Consider the following 18,217-nt stretch of genomic DNA (forward strand, 5'->3'; position numbering starts at 1 on the left):
TTACTTTTTAACAATGGTATAGTTCGGCACAAGTAATCTGGCATAAAGGGACTCCATGCTATACGACTATATGAACATACTAGAGTCAATTGGACTCGATTTACTTTTTGCGTCTATCTTTTTCTTAATCGGTATGGCAATAAAAGATGTTCTCAAAGCTGGGAATGTCCCCCCGTTTGGTCGTCGTATTGTTTGGCTTGTGCTCTTTCTTGGTTGTGCCGGTTTTATCGCGAAAGGCCTCATTCAATTGAGCTGGGAAGGCACTGGGCTAGGTTAAGCCCCTCTGATTAAGCCACAACACAAAATGGTAAAGGTAACGAATCTATGGCAAGTGTAGGTATCTTCTTTGGTAGCGACACAGGTAACACTGAAGCTGTTGCAAAGATGATTCAAAAACAACTAGGTAAACAACTGGTTCACGTACAAGATATCGCAAAAAGTAGTAAAGAAGACATCAATAACTTCGATCTTCTTCTATTAGGTATTCCAACTTGGTATTATGGTGAAGCGCAATGTGATTGGGATGATTTTTTCCCTGAACTTGAACAAATCGATTTCTCGACCAAGCTTGTTGCGATTTTTGGTTGTGGTGACCAAGAAGATTACGCTGAATACTTTTGTGATGCAATGGGCACTGTCCGTGATATCGTTGAAGTTAAAGGTGGAACTATTCTGGGACATACTTCTGCCGAAAGCTATGAATTTGAAGCGTCAAAAGGCCTTGTTGAAGGTGATGAAAACCTGTTTATTGGCCTATGTATCGACGAAGATCGTCAGCCAGAATTGACCAACGAACGTGTGACGAATTGGTGTAAGCAGATTCATGAAGAAATGTGCCTAGCTGAACTTGAAGGCTAAACTTTCAAATAAAAAGACCTTCTATTATGGAGGTCTTTTTATGCTACTTTTTTTTCTGTCGCCGTTTGATTTCGATGCTCTGGTTTCTTACGAACATACAACTTACGCTGTATTTCTGATATAACGTTTCCCTCACGGTCCTTCACATAAGTAATAAACTCTGGAAAACATTTATCACCATTCACAGTTTCCCGAAAAATACTGTCTTGCATCTCTTGTGTAACTACAAATTCGGCATATAAATCACTATGACCTGGTTTAATAAAGTTGATACTCGCTTGTTTATCCCAAACAAAATATCCATCTCCCAGAATACCCATTAACATCAAGGAATAAATTGGATCCGTTAACGAAAATATACTCCCTCCATACTGAGTACGATTGGCATTTTTGTTCCACCAGCGTAGTTTAAGCTTTACTCTAACCTGACGAAAATCGTCACTAATAGATAAAATTTGTATACCAGCCCCCCAAAATGGCGGCCACATATTCAAAGCAAATTTAACTAGCCTAGGCCTATAAAATTTGGCCATTGATTTATCCATATTCGACTTCCGTTACATTCATATTGACCAATTGTATCTGGTATAATGAGCAACATCAGTGATGTCAAACTAGTTTATGAAAATAATAATAGTAACCCTTTGAAGTTCGTGGTTTATTGTTAACAGCTACTGCCCTATAATGGTAACAATAGTGAATTCTGCTCATTTCAGCGGTTAATCAACGGGAAAATTTATGTCGGACAACAACCAGGCTCTAAAGGATGCTGGTCTTAAAGTCACTTTACCAAGGTTAAAAATCTTGGAAGTACTACAGCAACCTGAATGCCAACACATCAGTGCGGAAGAACTGTATAAAAAGCTGATAGATATTGGTGAAGAGATTGGCTTGGCGACTGTTTATCGTGTTCTCAACCAGTTTGATGATGCGGGTATCGTAACTCGTCACCACTTCGAAGGTGGAAAGTCGGTATTTGAACTGTCAACGCAACATCATCACGATCATCTAGTTTGTCTAGATTGCGGTGAAGTGATTGAATTTGCTGATGACATAATCGAAGAACGACAAAAGAAAATTGCTTCTGAGTACAATGTCACTTTAACCAACCATAGTTTGTATTTGTACGGAAAGTGCAACACAGGCAATTGCAAAGACAACCCAAGTGCCCATAAAAAGAAGTAATCAGACTTTCCCATGCAAATTTGTCTAGAGATATAGACTTTTTATAGTTAGTTGAAACCTAATCACTTCGATTTAACCATGGTACTAATATAAAAAAGCCCACACTTAGTGGGCTCTACGTTTAATATTTACTTTAATAGGTTACTTAGCTTCAATTTTAGCCCAAGTATCTCGCAACCCGACAGTGCGATTGAACACTAAAGCACTAGGTTTAGAATCTTTTGCATCAGCACAGAAGTACCCCATACGTTCAAACTGAATGCCTTTTTCTGCTTCAGCATCAACTAAACTCGGCTCAATATAACCATTCATCACAACTAGTGATTCAGGGTTGATAACCCCTGTAAAATTATCGGCAGCAGCAGGATTATCGACGGTAAACAAACGATCATATAGACGAATTTCAGCCGGAACACATTTATTGGCTGAAACCCAGTGAATCACGCCTTTGACTTTGCGACCATCGTCAGGATTCTTGCCTAGAGTATCCGCATCATAAGAACAAAAAATGGTCGTGATGTTATCTTGTGCATCTTTTTCGATACGCTCAGCTTTAACCACATACGAACCTCGTAGACGCACTTCTTTACCTAAAACGAGACGCTTGTATTTCTTGTTAGCTTCTTCACGAAAGTCCTCTCGTTCAATCCACAACTCACGAGAAAATGGAACTTTACGCTCCCCCATTTCAGGTTTGTTTGGATGATTGGCAACCGTAAGTGATTCAACTTTCCCTTCCTCGAAGTTCTCGATAATCACTTTAACCGGATCAAGCACAGCCATTGCTCGTGGGGCATTTTCATTAAGATCATCACGAATACAAGATTCAAGTGAACCCATTTCAATCATATTATCTTGCTTAGTTACACCGATACGCTTACAAAATTCACGTATAGCACCTGGTGTAAATCCACGACGGCGCAGACCTGAAATAGTCGGCATGCGTGGGTCATCCCAACCGCTAACCAGTTTATCAGTGACTAGCTGATTAAGCTTACGCTTAGACATCACCGTATACTCTAAATTTAGACGACTAAACTCATATTGATGGGGTTGGCTATCAATAGTGATATTCTCTAATACCCAATCATACAGGCGACGGTTATCTTGAAATTCCAATGTACATAGGGAGTGAGTAATACCTTCCAGAGCATCTGAAATACAATGTGTGAAATCGTACATTGGATAGATACACCACTTGTCACCCGTTTGATGATGCTTGGCAAAACGAACTCGATAAAGTACAGGATCTCTCAACACCATAAATGATGAGGCCATATCAATTTTGGCACGTAGGCACGCTGAACCTTCTGCAAACTCCCCGGCACGCATTTTTTCAAATAGCGCTACGTTTTCTTCTATGCTGCGATCTCGATATGGGCTGTGTTTACCTGCTTCTGTCAAGGTACCACGGTGCTCACGGATCTGTTCAGGGCTTAGTTCTTCAACATACGCTAAGCCTTTCTCAATTAATTCAACTGCAAACCCATAAAGCTTATCGAAGTAGTTTGATGAATAACATATTTCATCATCCCACTCAAAGCCTAACCAGCTCACATCATTTTTAATAGATTCAACATACTCAACGTCTTCTTTTTCTGGGTTAGTATCATCAAAGCGAAGATTACATTTACCCTGGTAGTCTTGAGCAATACCGAAGTTTAAGCAAATTGACTTAGCATGACCTATGTGCAGGTAACCATTCGGTTCCGGCGGAAAACGAGTATGCACGCTAGTATGTTTACCATCCGCTAAATCCTTATCTATAATTTGGCGGATAAAGTTCGATGGACGAGCCTCGGCTTCACTCATCTATAGTACCTCAATGGTTGTAGTATTGTTCAGATAATAATCAGCTTGAAGCAGAATATATGCTCTAAGCGTATAACATCTAATAATCCACAATTCTCGACCATTACACAACTACAACCTATTACTAATTAGCAAATATTGGTTCATTTTTACCAATAGTACTTAAAACGACCTAATAGTTTGGTTGTAAATAAAAGCTGTGCACTAAAAACAACAAAGCCTCCCATAGGAGGCTTTAGAATATGCATTATTATTTAAGTCGGGATGACAACTCCAGAGAGATCTTCATCCTTAGGGATTTTCTTCATTTCACCAGCAACAATCTCAGCCAACGGACCCAAGATAACTTGAACATTATTAGAGCCCAATTTAACGACCCCCATTGCACCAAGATTTTTTAGTGTCGATTCATTAATAACACTAGTATCTATGATGGTTAAACGTAAACGAGTTATACAAGCATCGATAGCTGTCAGGTTTTGATGACCTCCAAGTGCTTTAAGGTATTGCTTCGCTAGGTCAGATGAACTGCCTGCTGCAACTTGCTCAGATAAATCTTCATCTTCACGGCCAGGCGTTTTAAGGTTGAACTTCACAATAACAGTTCGAAAAACAACATAGTAGATACCAAAGAATGCTAGACCTTGAACAATTAGCATGTACCAGTTGACCGCAAGTGGGTTACGTGAAGAAAGCACCATATCGACAAGTCCAGCCGAGAAACCAAAGCCAGCAATCCAATGCATTGATGCCGCAATATAAACCGAAATCCCAGTTAATACCGCATGAAGTACGTACAGCATAGGAGCTAGGAACATGAAAGAAAATTCCAGCGGCTCAGTCACACCGGTGAAAAAAGAAGCAAAACCAGCAGCAATCATTATCGACGCTACTTTTTCTTTGTTCTTTGATTTTGATGTGTGGTAAATGGCAAGCGCAGCACCAGGCAAGCCAAACATCATGATTGGGAAGAAACCTGCTTGATACATGCCAGTGACACCCACAATACCAGTGCCTTCAGCAATGGATTTAGCACCACCAAGGAAATTAGGAATATCGTTGATTCCTGCAACATCAAACCAGAAAACCGAATTCAACGCATGGTGAAGACCGACAGGAATCAAAAGTCTGTTAAAAAACGCATATATCCCAGCACCTAGCTCTCCCATTCCTTGAATCGACTCACCGAAGCTTACCAAGCCACCGTAAACCGTTGGCCAAATATACATCAAAATAAAGGCGATAAAGATACCCGCAAACGAAGTTAAAATCGGAATCAAACGTTTACCGGAGAAAAATGCCAGCGCTTTGTGAAGTTCAACATGTGAAAATCGATTGTAGAGCTCTGCCGATACAATGCCCACCAAAATACCGACAAACTGGTTATTGATTTTGCTAAATGCGGCAGGCACAGTATTTAAATCAATACCTTGGATTTGAGACACTGAGCCGGGAGAAAGTAAAGTTGTAACTACAAGGAAACCAACAAAACCAGATAAAGCAGCCGCGCCATCTTTATCTTTAGACATACCATAGGCAACACCGACAGCAAAAAGTACTGACATATTATCAATAATGGCTGCACCCGCCTTGATACAAAAAGCCGCCACCGCACTATTGGCTCCCCAACCGGTGGGATCTATCCAGTACCCAATACCCATCAATATTGCTGCTGCAGGAAGCGTCGCGACAGGCACCATCAACGCCTTACCTACTTTTTGAAAATATCCAAGAACATTCACCGTCAGTTCCCCCTATAGGATTTCGTATTTCGTTTCAGACAACTTTTTTTAGTCGCTCAATTTAGTCTCTCCAGTTTATGCGTTTAAATTCGCCCTGCAAATTTAAACCTTATCAATTGTGACAACTATCACCAGAATTTGAGCCAAAGTAAGGTTTTTGCTAGCAAGATCATAAAACTTATTTTACAATTCAAAAAATGATGGTGGGGATGTCTATAAATACGGTTTTCAATGTATTTGGGATACCCATAGATACCAAGTAGAACGATTAATCTGGATTTTATAAAAGCTTGACACAGCATTAATATAACTAGATTTCATATAAAAATAGACGTTCATCTACTATTGGTTACAATCCCTAGCTCACCATCCGTTTCATCTAATTACAACACAAAAATAAAGTAGCAAACTTATGCATCTCAGCACAAATAACATTGACCTATGCATAAAAACAAATTTACCAGGATTCGCTAGCTATGTATGCGCTAACTAATTGTAAAATATATACCGGTAACGATATTCTCATTGGTCACGCGGTAGTGATTAAAGATCATTTGATTAAGGCTATTTGCCCAGTCACCGAACTTCCTCAAGGCATAAAGGCGATTGATCTTAATGGAGCTAACCTAAGCCCTGGTTTTATCGACCTTCAATTAAATGGGTGTGGTGGTGTCATGTTTAATGATGCTATCAGTTCTGAAACACTTGAAATCATGCACCGTGCCAATTTAAAGTCAGGCTGCACTAGCTACCTACCCACTCTAATCACATCGTCTGATCAAGATATGGCTGATGCGATTCAAGCAACTCGAGACTATCACGCTAAATATCAGAATCACTCTCTTGGACTGCATCTTGAGGGGCCTTATCTTAATGCAAAAAAGAAAGGCATACATAACGCCGATTACATCCGCCCTTCAGACAATAAGATGATTGATTTAATCTGTGAAAATTCTGATGTTATAACCAAAGTGACGCTCGCCCCAGAGCATAATTCGTCCGAGCATATTCAGCGTCTCACACAGGCAGGTATCACAGTATCAATTGGCCATTCAGATGCGACCTATTCACAAGCGCGAAAAAGCTTTGAATCTGGTATTAGTTTTGCTACTCACTTATTTAACGCCATGACACCTATGGAGGGGCGTGAACCTGGCGTGGTAGGTGCCGTCTATGATACTCCTCAAGTATATGCTGGCATTATTGCTGATGGCTTCCATGTCGATTATGCAAACATTAGAATTGCTCACAAAATCAAAGGGGAAAAATTGGTATTAGTGACAGATGCCACAGCTCCTGCAGGCGCAAACATGGATTACTTTATTTTTGTTGGTAAGAAAGTATATTACCGCAATGGTAAGTGTGTTGATGAAAATGGCACACTCGGCGGCTCTGCATTAACCATGATTGAAGCGGTTCAAAATACAGTAGAGCATGTCGGTATCGCTTTGGACGAAGCACTACGTATGGCGACTTTATATCCTGCGAGAGCAATAGGTGTCGATGAACAATTAGGCCTGATAAAACAAGGTCTGGTTGCAAACTTGACCATTTTTGATCGTGACTTCAATGTTCAAGCGACTGTTGTTAACGGACAATATGAGCAAAATTTAGAATGAATGGCGGACAAATAGGTAATGTAGACTTAGTAAAGCAGCTAAATAGTGCAGCCGTTTATCGACTTATCGATCAACAAGGGCCTATATCGCGAATTCAAGTAGCAGATATCAGCCAGTTAGCACCAGCAAGCGTTACAAAAATCACCCGACAGTTATTAGAGCGCGGTTTAATAAAAGAGGTCGCGCAACAAGCTTCTACAGGTGGTAGACGGGCAATTTCTCTCACCACAGAAGTTGCACCTTTTCATTCAGTCGCCATTCGCTTAGGAAGGGACTACATTCAGTTCAGTCTCTATAACTTAGGTGGTGAAGAGTTACTATCTGAATATCAAGAGTTTTTTTATACCACTCAAGCCGACTTAGTCGAAGGACTCACCACATATCTCAAGCATTTTATTCAATCTCATCAAGCCATTATAAACCAACTTATTGCTATTGGTATCATACTACCCGGTCTCGTCAATCCTGAAACAGGTGTGGTCGAGTACATGCCCAATATCACTATCGAGAACCTAGCTCTCGCTGAACTTATAGAGCATAGTTTTCATATCCAATGCTTCGTTGGTAATGATGTTCGGGGTATGGCTTTAGCCGAACACTATTTTGGTGCAAGCCAAGATTGTCAAGATTCTATACTGGTGAGCGTCCATCGTGGCACAGGTTCAGGGATCATTGTTAATGGACAGGTTTTTCTTGGCTTCAACCGCAATGTTGGTGAGATTGGACACATTCAAATTGATCCTCTCGGTGAACAATGCCAGTGTGGAAACTTTGGTTGTCTAGAAACCGTTGCAGCCAATCCGGCCATTCTTGAACGTGTTAAAAAACTCATCAAGCAAGGGTATGAATCTACCTTGAGTGGCGTAGAGGGTTTAACCATACAAGATATTTGTGAACACGCAAATATGGGTGACGAGCTTGCTAAACAAAGTCTAATCCGAGTTGGCAATCAGCTAGGAAAAGCTATTGCTATCACAATTAACCTTTTTAACCCTCAAAAAATCGTCATCGCAGGCGACATAACACATTGTGAAGATATTATTTTCCCCGCGATTAGACGTAATGTTCAAAACCAATCTCTAACAACTTTCCATAAGAACCTTCCAATAGTGGCATCTGAAATTGATGCAAAACCAACGTTAGGTGCTTTTTCGATGATAAAACGTGCCATGCTCAATGGTGCTTTGCTACAAAAATTGCTAGAAGATTGAGCGCCATATCTTTCATGATCGGTTAGACTTACGGGTTACATAGGTAATCCGTTTTTAATCACACAAGAGTCAGATCATATGGAACTCATTTTACTCTCAGCTGTTTTTCTCGCTGGGTTCATTAGTCTTAAATGCCATCTACCTCCATTAGTTGGTTTTCTACTGACAGGTTTTGCTCTGCATGGGTTCGGGTTTGAAAGCAATGAGACCATAGTAACGTTTGCTGATCTTGGGGTCACAATACTGCTATTTACTATAGGATTGAAACTAGACGTTAAAACCCTCTTATCTAAAGAAATTTGGGCTGGAGCTTCCATCCATAACCTAGTTTCGACAGTGGTTTTTTGCGCAGCTCTAATGTGTTTGAAGTTTTTGGGAATAAGCTCGCTGACCAGCATGTCATTAGAGCAGCTTCTGTTGCTAAGTTTTGCTCTCTCTTTTTCCAGTACTGTTTTTGCAGTCAAAACGTTACAAGAGAAAGGTGACATGAATTCAACCTATGGCACCATCGCCATCGGCATTCTTGTCATGCAGGATATTTTTGCGGTTATCTTTCTTACCGTTTCTACAGGCAAAACTCCCCATTGGTACGCGATTATTGTATTTGCTCTACCACTGATGCGTCCATTATTCTACAAAGTGCTAGATTGGGTTGGTCATGGAGAAATGCTGGTACTATTTGGGATTTTCTTCTCATTAGTCGTTGGCGCAGGATTATTCAAATTAGTCGGCATGAAGCCAGATCTTGGAGCCCTAATATTGGGTATGCTACTGGCAGGTCATAGCAAGGCTTCAGAGTTATCTAAAGCGCTATTTAACTTGAAAGAACTCTTGTTAGTGTGCTTTTTTCTCAACATCGGATTATCCGTTCAGCCAACAATGACAGGGTTAGCATTAGCCTTGCTATTTTTAACCTTATTGCCGCTTAAAGGGTTGTTGTATTTTACTATTCTTAACACCTTTAAGTTTAGAGTACGAACCTCACTCCTTGCCTCACTCAGTTTGTTTAACTTCAGTGAATTTGGGCTAATTGTTAGTGGACTTGCGTTTAAACTTGGCTGGCTTAGCAATGATCTGTTCGTCGCTTTAGCCCTTGCTGTATCTATTTCTTTTATTATCGCATCACCACTCAATCGTAAAGGCCATGAGTTATATCGACGTTCAGGGCATTGGCTAAAAGAACATGCAGCAGAGAGGCTTCATAACCGTGATAAGCTTATTAATCCAGGTAATGCTCAAGTATTAATACTAGGCATGGGGAGAATTGGTACTGGAGCCTATGATGAATTAGTTAGCCGTTATGGCAAAATAAGTTTGGGTATTGAAGTTCGGGAAGAGGCAGCAGATGAACATCAATCAGAAGGACGTAATGTCATTTCTGGTGATGCTACAGACCCTGATTTTTGGGAGAGGATTTTAGACACTGCCAATGTCAAATTAGTATTACTTGCAATGCCTCACCACCAGGGTAATCAGATAGCCCTAGAACAATTACAACAAAGAAACTTTAGTGGCCAGATAGCCGCCATCGCAGCTCACCCAGATCAAACCGATAGCTTAATAGAAGAAGGGGTAGATGCTGCATATAATATTTATAATGAGGCGGGTACAGGTTTCGCTCGCCACGTTTGCGAGCAACTAAAACCCCAATTTACACCACTGTAGAGCCCTCTCTCTTATGGCAGCAGTCAATTCGCTGCCTTTCACCTTGTTAGTATGACTTTTGTTTGCAAATCATACTGACATTAAAAAAAAAACATCAAAACAGCACTTAAAATGAATGAAATCTAATGACAACCCATTTATATTATTTTTTTAGCTAAATTTTATTGATTTTTTTAATCAAGATGGCAGATTTTAGTTAACAGATTAAAAAAGGTTTATAAAGGAAGTCATATGTGCTCTATCTTCGGTATTCTCGACATAAAAAGCGATGCTCACACACTGCGTCCAATCGCACTTGAAATGTCTAAAAAGCTCCGCCATCGCGGCCCAGATTGGTCTGGTATTTATTCTTCAGACAAGGCTATTCTTGCGCATGAGCGCCTGGCTATTGTTGGTTTGAATAGTGGTGCGCAACCATTGTACAGTTCAGATAAAAAACACATTTTGGCGGTCAATGGTGAGATCTACAACCATAAAGAATTGCGAGCTCGTTACCAAGGAAAATATGATTTTCAAACCGATTCAGACTGTGAAGTCATCTTAGCGCTATACCAAGATATGGGCGAGGCCCTACTCGAAGAATTAAACGGCATTTTTGCATTCGTACTCTATGACGAAGAGAAAGATCAATATCTAGTTGGCCGTGACCACATTGGCATCATTCCCCTTTATCAAGGTCATGACGAACATGGCAACTACTATATAGCATCTGAAATGAAAGCACTGACTCCGATGTGTAAAACCATCAGTGAGTTCCCTCCTGGCTGTTACTACAGCTCCAAAGATTCAGAGCCACAACGTTACTATATTCGTGACTGGAATGAATATGCCGCAGTTCAAGGTAACTCAACCAGCAAAAAAGACCTGACGGCAGCGCTTGAAGCAGCGATAAAACGTCAACTAATGACGGATGTACCATATGGTGTATTGCTCTCTGGTGGACTTGACTCTTCTATTACCTCTGCGGTGGCTAAACGTTTTGCAGCGATGCGAATTGAAGATGATGAACAATCTGAAGCTTGGTGGCCTCAACTTCATTCATTCGCAGTGGGCTTAGAAGGCGCCCCTGACCTAAAAGCAGCGAGAGAAGTCGCTGAAAAAATTGGTACCGTACACCATGAAATGACCTACACCATCCAAGAAGGCCTTGATGCCATCCGTGATGTCATCTATCACATCGAGACTTATGATGTAACAACCATTCGCGCTTCAACTCCCATGTTCCTTATGGGGCGTAAAATAAAAGCAATGGGCATCAAGATGGTCCTGTCTGGTGAAGGTGCAGATGAAATTTTTGGCGGCTACCTTTATTTTCACAAAGCCCCTGATGCAAGAGAATTTCATGAAGAGACAGTACGTAAGCTTCTAGCACTCAACATGTTTGATTGTGCCAGAGCTAACAAGTCTTTAGCAGCTTGGGGAGTCGAAGGCAGAGTTCCATTCCTTGATAAAGAGTTTATTGACGTAGCAATGCGCCTAAATCCTGAGGATAAGATGTGTGGCAACGGAAAAATGGAAAAGCACATATTACGTGAATGCTTTGAGCACTACTTACCAAACTCGATCGCATGGCGACAAAAAGAACAATTCTCTGATGGTGTAGGCTATGGCTGGATCGATGCTCTAAAAGAAGTCGCAGAAAGCAAAATTACTGACCAACAAATGGAAACCGCTAGTTTTCGCTTCCCTTACAACACGCCAACCACTAAAGAAGGGTATGTTTATCGTGAAATATTTGAAGAGCTATTTCCTCTTCCTTCTGCAGCACAATGTGTACCAGGAGGGCCTTCCGTCGCTTGCTCCTCAGCCAAAGCGATCGAATGGGATGAATCTTTCCAGAACTGCGTAGACCCGTCAGGACGAGCAGTTCAAGCAGTTCATAATGATTCTTACTAAACTTGGATTGTTATTAAAACTTGTTGAGCCTTTATAAGGCTCAACTCTTTTCGGCTAGCCACTCCATTAGCGTAGCTTCAAAAATCACAAAGGATCTAATGACTCATAAGTCAGCATTGAAGTATTTAACAAAAAAACATCCGACACATGACAGCTAAATGTAAAAATATACACATCAGTTATGAAAACTTAGTTCTATTAAAAAATCCTGCCTTATTGTTAAACCTCTTTACACCTATTTTTCAAAAGGTTATGTCATAACCATAAATAAAGCTGATAAATCACTATATTACAGTTATTTTAACTAATTAATATATGTACTAGCATATTAAATTCTTTAATGGACTAGATTAGTAAAATTTATGGCAAATCATCGACAGATCCTCGGCCATCCGCGAGGCTTATTTCTATTATTTGGTACCGAGCTTTGGGAACGTTTCTCTTACTATGGTATGCGTGCCATTTTGGTTCTATACCTCACTGATAAAACAATAAATGGCGGTTTGGGCTGGTCAACCAAAGATGCGCTAGATTTGTATGGTATTTATACCGGTCTTGTCTATATCACCCCTTTAATTGGTGGCTGGCTTGCAGATAACTACTTAGGGCAACGTAGGTCGATATTGATAGGCGGCACCCTTATGGCTGCAGGGCAATTTACACTTGCACTACCCGCTGACATGATAGGTATGAGCACTTTACACAGTTTCTATCTTGGTCTCGCTCTATTGATTGCAGGTAATGGCCTGTTTAAACCAAACATCTCAACCATGGTGGGCGATCTCTACCAAGAAGGTGATAACCGCCGTGATGGCGCCTTTACTATTTTCTATATGGGCATCAATATAGGAGCATTACTAGCAGGTATTATTGTAGGCTCTGTGACTGGCGAGTTTGGCTGGAAGTCAGGCTTTGTTGTTGCCGGAATCGGTATGCTGATTAGCCTTGTGATGCAAATCAGCTTAGCCCAATCTTGGCTTGGCGATATAGGCCGTGAACCATCAGCAATACGCGAACTTGCTCGTCAAAAATCTCACAGAAAAGAAGCTCTCACAAAAGAAGAGTTTGATCGCATCAAAGTCATTTTGGTCATGAGTGTCTTCACTATTGTCTTTTGGGCTGGCTTTGAGCAAGCTGGTGGCTTGATGAATATTTACACTCAGCAATATACAGATCGTATGATAGGTAGCTTTGAAATTCCGGCAGCATGGTTTCAATCCCTCAACCCATTTTTCATCATAACCCTAGCACCGATACTCGCTATTTTATGGGTAAAATTGGGTAAACGAGAGCCGAATTCTCCGGTGAAATTTGCGCTTGCCATGTTCTTTTTAGCTTTAGGTTTTCTGTGCATGATTGGCGCCGTTATGCAGCAAGATGGCGATACTAGCGTCAAAACGTCAATGCTTTGGCTAGTGGGTGCTTTCTTCTTTCATACTTTAGGTGAACTTTGCCTGTCACCAATTGGTCTGTCATTAGTGACTAAGCTAGCACCACTGCGTTTAGCTTCGTTGATGATGGGGGCATGGTTTGGCTGTACTGCAATTGCTAACTATGTGGCTGGTTACGTAGGCTCCCATGTAGGTGAACTTGGCGCAATGGCAATCTTCAGTGGCATTGCTGTAACGGCCATTATATCAGGTGTTATCCTGTTACTATTTTCCAATACTTTAGTTCGCTGGATGCATGGAGCGGAAGCGCCAACTAGTAACGCAGAACAAGTTGAAGAGCAGCAAAGCCTAGCGGTGTAATTCTTAGTCAAAAACGCCCGATAAATCGGGCGTTTTTCATTTTAGTTAGAGTTTACTTTAGTAATTCGACTTGATTTCTTTCCACTGGCTGAAACAGAACGAATATAGACATCTCCTTGCACTTCAGGTCGAGCATTTTCTTGATAAACCTGCCAGTTTTCTCCATCTAATGAGTACTGTAAATCTACTCCAGGAAAAGAAGTATTCATCATTAGCGTACCTGTCTCAATTTTTCCACCTGGTATAGGAAGGCGATACTCAATCCCTGACTTTTCTAGTTTCGCCAATTCGCGCTGACCTAGAATATTGGCAAAGCGATTATAATCATTATTTAACTGCCTTTTATTCACTAGATTTGTGCCTTGGGAATACTCGACGCCAACTTTGACTTCATTTTCCCAAGTACCTTTATGCCAAGCTCGTTCGGCAGCAGCAAGCACTCTAGGAAAGACCATATATTGATATTGTTCATCATTTCGAACGGTCTCAGACCATAACTGGGCAGATAAACCATAAAATGGTCCAGCGGCAATATCAGTGCTTCCAGAAAAACCTTTGCCATCTCGATCCAGTGATGTTTCGGCATTCTGCGGCATATTTTCTGGAGCAAAACTGAACATTTTTCTTGTATCAGTTGCTCGAGTTGCCCAGTAGTATCCACGCTCTTTAGGGTCGACTTCATATGGCATATCCATGTAGACATAATCAGGACTTGAAACAATGACATCGTAGCCTTTGCTCGCCCATTCATACACAGACTTGGTTCCTCCCCAGTAAAGCACATCCCAGAAATTCACGCGCGTATTTTCAGTGACAAAAACTTTTGCACCCTCACTGTATTTAAGGCCATCTTGCCATGCTTGAAAATTGGTTATTTGTTTATCTTTGACAATTTTAGCCACCTGTTCGGCGAAGTAACTTGGTAAGTGTGCATAATCACTCACTACGCCACTAGCCACTAAATTCTGACATTGAGGAGACTGTGCAAATGGCTTATCTTGTTTGGAAAGAGCTATGTTTCCTTTCCAAACCACTTTTTTTGTGGCATTTATGTCTTGAAAACCCGCTCCCAATTTAATATTTTTCGCTTCATCACCGCCAAAGTGCCATGTTGTTAATGGTGCACCAGCCTCTTTATACATCTCCGCTACTTCAGACATAACCTTGTCAACAAAGCGAGTAGATGAAGGCAAGCAGGGGTTAATAAAGCTCTGCTTATCGTAGAACTGAACTGTGGTAACATTTGAAGTATCTTCAGGATCAATCAAGCGATACTCGTTCGCCTCCTCGACTTTATTCGCTTGCATCAAACGCTGGTACCTCGCCTCCATTGACACTACCGCCGCTCGAGCATGCGCTGGCATATCAATTTCAGGAATCACCTCAATATGACGAGCATTGGCGTATTTCAAGATCTCTACAAAGTCAGTACGGCTAAAATAGCCGCTACCAAAGTTATTTGCCTCTGGTCCCGAGCCTAATTGAGGTATTAGACAGCTCTGTTCTTTCTCATCAAAACAGCGCTGACCGCCAATATCAGTTAGCTCTGGTAAGCCGGGAATTTCTATGCGCCACCCTTCATCATCGGTCAGGTGGAGATGTAGCTTATTCATTTTATACGCTGACATTTGTTCAAGAGTTGCGAGGATAGCCTGTTTGGAATGAAAATTACGCGCCACATCAACCATCACACCTCGATATTCAAAGCGAGGCGCATCCTTGATTGAGACAGCAGGCAATGAATCAGGATTTTGACCATCTATAAGTGCAAAAATGGATTGAACAGCGTAAAAAGCACCAGCTTGATCAAAAGCATTAATCTTGATGCCGCTTGTAGTGATTTGCAGGTGATAAGCGCCGGATTTAATAAAATCACCAGAGAACAAATTTGGATCAATAACCAAATTAACCGCTAGAAGCCCCTCAAGGCTTACTCCAAGAAAATCACCACGTGTTTCAAGTGCCTGATATTGCTCGGGTGAAAACGCTTCAGACGGCAAGGCAATTCCCTGAGTAATATCAAGCTCACCTTGACCTTGTTCAATATGCATGGGGGTTGGAATCAAGGCTGCTGATACATCTTGTTTGGCTAAATCCTGATTTTTCTCAAACCGCGAAGTCGCATTAGCAAAAACATTTTCATCATCAGGCGTACGTTTTAAATTATTCCCTGCTAGGCCTGATACAAAAGAACCTGTATTTTCAGTATCAAGAGATGCAATAACTCTAGGTTCGGCACCAGGAGAGGTAACAAATGCTCGTGGCATAAAGTCAGTTTCAAATAACTGCCAATATTCACCAATTAAAGGGAGAACCACCTCTTCACCCGCAGAGAAACCATCAAACTTGTCGGTAGGCTCTAATTTGTGCAGATCGCCAGTGACATGAGAAACAATAAATTGCTCACTATCAACTGCAAGAATTAAGCGAATGCTGTGGAAATAAATTGACCAATTTTTTGAATCAATAGCTTGCCCTTTGTTAACCAAAGTCATATTGACTTGATTACAGGAAGCCCATTCTGCTCCCAGTTTTTGACATTCTAATCCTTGGCTTGCACCATGGTTTGTCAGCACTTGATAGTCAATATCAAGATTCTCTGCTAATAAATTCACTGCACTTTGCTGTGGTGATTGCAAAGTACTACATCCTACTAATGTCGCAATGATCGATGTTGCCAGCAGACCTTTTCTAACCATCTTAATACTACCCCTAATTAACCGCTTTTTTCAGCATATTCCGAGATGTTTCTCAGGGTAAAATTATCAAGCCATGAAAGTGATCTTGCTCGAAACTTAATTTTATTAATAATAAAAATATCTTTTTAAACAATAGGATAAAATAATCGTTGATTTTGCCACTAACAAAGTAACAATATTTACATGAAATGTATCACACTATTTCCTGCCCTACCCCTTAGAACTAGGAGGATGATCACAGGACGAGCAGCATAAGATTAAGCTAAACTATATAACAAAGTATAAAAATGTGATTTTATACTCAAATTGCTATCGTTAAATCACGTTAAAAGCAATTCATTTCAACAATTTTTCCGTAAGGTAAACGGCTAAATGCAAAAAGTATGGTTATCGATTTTTCTCATCACTTTCCCACTATCATCCATTGCTGAGCCGCTATTTTGGCAAGTAGAGAAAGGAAATATGCGCTACATTATCTTTGGCTCGGTGCATGTTGGAGACAAAAGCATGTATCCCTTGCCGAAAGCCATCACAGATGCATTAAGTTCAAGTTCAGGGCTGATTGTGGAAGCTGATATCAGAAAAATGCAGGATGTCAGTTATCCTGAGATAACAATGGTTACTAAAAATGTTCTCGATACTAAGCAGCAAGAAACTCTGCGCGGCCTAGCCAGCCTTTTTAATATCGATGCTAAACAGCTCCTAGAAAGCCCTCCATGGGCAACGGCTTTGGCACTACAGATGAAGCAGTTTGAATATCTTGGCTATCAAGCATCTCACGGGATAGATACTCACCTAATGTACAAAGCGACAGCTCAGAACATTCCAGTATTTAGTCTTGAGTCTCTTCAATTTCAAATCGATTTGCTGACTGGTCAAAAAGACTCAGGTAAAGAATTATTGTTAAGTGCTTTAGACGAATTTGATCGATCAGAGGACTTAACCAAATGTTTAATCGCAAGCTGGAAAGCAGGTGACTTACAAAAACTCAATCAATTTTCAACACTGACTGAAATGTCACCAGAGTTGGAAAACGCGTTTATTAGCCAAAGAAATCTAAACTGGGCTGAGCAGCTTGCCAAGCCAAATTGGTCTAAGAAAAGTAAAGCAACTTACTTGGTTGTCGTTGGCACATTACATCTCATTGGTGAAAATAATCTGCTTACATTGCTAAAAGCTAAAGGGTTTAAAGTGACTCAAAAGTCAAAAAGTCATGCAGCCAATTGTGAGTTTGGATATTAATAATTGACTGACCTCTTACAAGGATATTTTTTCTTATAGATAAAACCTTCCTATAAGCAGCAATTTACGCAACTAATCTAATATCATTGATCCAGATCAGTACCTTGGTTGTCATTCTACCTTATCGTATTACCTGTCATCACTACTTCAATGTTGGAGGCAACATGGATTTATGGCTAAATCTCCTATTTGGTAATGCAGTTGGACTATCTTCGATGTTAGTCATCTTCGGAGCTTTAGGCTTGATGCTGTTCTATGCTGGTTACTTCGTTTACAAAGTAATGCATGACAAATCTCCTCACTAGAATCGCCTAGCCCTATTTTAAAATAGGTTGTTGCTATGCACCGAAGTAGACTCACTTTCTGCTTCGGTTTTTTATTTATTGTACTGTGAAAACATTCAAGCTCGTAAGCTAGGATCGCAATATCTATTGACGGTTCTACTGTGCGTCGAATCTTACAGTTACCCCCTACTTCTGACTATAATGAGACGTTACCCCACTCAAATAAACAGCTCTTACTCTAATAAAACACTTC

General features: G+C 40.7%; 14 protein-coding genes. 10 read left to right on the top strand and 4 right to left on the bottom strand.

The window, feature by feature from the left end; genetic code table 11:
• Nucleotides 1-55: 55 nt before the first annotated feature.
• Both OCV27_RS11265 and fldA read left to right on the top strand, forming a co-directional pair.
• Nucleotides 56-277, top strand: a complete 222-nt coding sequence (locus OCV27_RS11265; RefSeq protein WP_114786627.1) for a DUF2788 domain-containing protein — start codon at nucleotides 56-58, stop codon at nucleotides 275-277.
• A 47-nt stretch (nucleotides 278-324) separates the two neighbouring features.
• Nucleotides 325-858, top strand: a complete 534-nt coding sequence (fldA, locus tag OCV27_RS11270; protein ID WP_125320680.1) for a flavodoxin FldA — start codon at nucleotides 325-327, stop codon at nucleotides 856-858.
• Nucleotides 859-896: 38 nt separating this feature from the next.
• Here fldA and OCV27_RS11275 read toward each other — a convergent pair whose 3' ends face one another.
• Complete coding sequence (locus OCV27_RS11275) at nucleotides 897-1,403, bottom strand: DUF4442 domain-containing protein (RefSeq protein ID WP_125320679.1); 507 nt, start codon at nucleotides 1,401-1,403, stop codon at nucleotides 897-899.
• A 193-nt stretch (nucleotides 1,404-1,596) separates the two neighbouring features.
• Here OCV27_RS11275 and fcrX point away from each other — a divergent pair, with 193 nt between their 5' ends.
• A complete protein-coding gene (gene fcrX / locus OCV27_RS11280; protein WP_125320678.1) occupies nucleotides 1,597-2,043 on the top strand; it encodes a ferric iron uptake transcriptional regulator FcrX in 447 nt (148 codons plus the stop codon).
• Between the two features lie 141 nt (nucleotides 2,044-2,184).
• Here the strand turns inward: fcrX and glnS are convergent, their stop codons facing one another.
• Both glnS and nagE read right to left on the bottom strand, forming a co-directional pair.
• The gene (glnS, locus tag OCV27_RS11285; RefSeq protein WP_125320677.1) at nucleotides 2,185-3,855 is read right to left on the bottom strand and encodes a glutamine--tRNA ligase; all 1,671 of its coding nucleotides are present in this window, start codon (nucleotides 3,853-3,855) and stop codon (nucleotides 2,185-2,187) included.
• Between the two features lie 254 nt (nucleotides 3,856-4,109).
• Nucleotides 4,110-5,597, bottom strand: coding sequence for an N-acetylglucosamine-specific PTS transporter subunit IIBC (gene nagE, locus OCV27_RS11290; protein ID WP_125320676.1), 1,488 nt, complete (start codon nucleotides 5,595-5,597; stop codon nucleotides 4,110-4,112).
• 476 nt (nucleotides 5,598-6,073) lie between these two features.
• Between nagE and nagA the strand changes: the two genes are divergently transcribed.
• The 5 genes from nagA to OCV27_RS11315 all read left to right on the top strand — a co-directional run bounded on the left by nagA (nucleotide 6,074) and on the right by OCV27_RS11315 (nucleotide 13,739).
• A complete protein-coding gene (gene nagA, locus OCV27_RS11295; RefSeq protein ID WP_125320675.1) occupies nucleotides 6,074-7,216 on the top strand; it encodes an N-acetylglucosamine-6-phosphate deacetylase in 1,143 nt (380 codons plus the stop codon).
• Nucleotides 7,213-8,427 carry a DNA-binding transcriptional regulator NagC gene (gene nagC / locus OCV27_RS11300; RefSeq protein WP_125320674.1) on the top strand — a complete coding sequence of 405 codons (1,215 nt, stop codon included), beginning with the start codon at nucleotides 7,213-7,215 and terminating at the stop codon, nucleotides 8,425-8,427. Before nagA ends, nagC begins: the two co-directional genes overlap by 4 nt.
• Nucleotides 8,428-8,505: 78 nt before the next feature.
• Nucleotides 8,506-10,092, top strand: coding sequence for a cation:proton antiporter family protein (locus tag OCV27_RS11305; protein ID WP_125320673.1), 1,587 nt, complete (start codon nucleotides 8,506-8,508; stop codon nucleotides 10,090-10,092).
• A gap of 231 nt (nucleotides 10,093-10,323) precedes the next feature.
• Nucleotides 10,324-11,988, top strand: coding sequence for an asparagine synthase B (asnB, locus tag OCV27_RS11310; protein WP_125320672.1), 1,665 nt, complete (start codon nucleotides 10,324-10,326; stop codon nucleotides 11,986-11,988).
• A 362-nt stretch (nucleotides 11,989-12,350) separates the two neighbouring features.
• Nucleotides 12,351-13,739 carry a peptide MFS transporter gene (locus OCV27_RS11315; RefSeq protein WP_125320671.1) on the top strand — a complete coding sequence of 463 codons (1,389 nt, stop codon included), beginning with the start codon at nucleotides 12,351-12,353 and terminating at the stop codon, nucleotides 13,737-13,739.
• Nucleotides 13,740-13,780: 41 nt separating this feature from the next.
• Here the strand turns inward: OCV27_RS11315 and OCV27_RS11320 are convergent, their stop codons facing one another.
• Nucleotides 13,781-16,438 carry a beta-N-acetylhexosaminidase gene (locus tag OCV27_RS11320; protein WP_125320670.1) on the bottom strand — a complete coding sequence of 886 codons (2,658 nt, stop codon included), beginning with the start codon at nucleotides 16,436-16,438 and terminating at the stop codon, nucleotides 13,781-13,783.
• Nucleotides 16,439-16,810: 372 nt separating this feature from the next.
• Between OCV27_RS11320 and OCV27_RS11325 the strand changes: the two genes are divergently transcribed.
• The gene (locus OCV27_RS11325) at nucleotides 16,811-17,680 is read left to right on the top strand and encodes a TraB/GumN family protein (protein WP_125320669.1); all 870 of its coding nucleotides are present in this window, start codon (nucleotides 16,811-16,813) and stop codon (nucleotides 17,678-17,680) included.
• 164 nt (nucleotides 17,681-17,844) lie between these two features.
• Complete coding sequence (locus OCV27_RS11330) at nucleotides 17,845-17,985, top strand: DUF3149 domain-containing protein (RefSeq protein ID WP_125320668.1); 141 nt, start codon at nucleotides 17,845-17,847, stop codon at nucleotides 17,983-17,985.
• The last annotated feature ends 232 nt before the right edge of the window (nucleotides 17,986-18,217 follow it).

It is taken from the genome of Vibrio pectenicida, from assembly GCA_024347015.1.
Lineage (GTDB): Bacteria > Pseudomonadota > Gammaproteobacteria > Enterobacterales > Vibrionaceae > Vibrio > Vibrio pectenicida.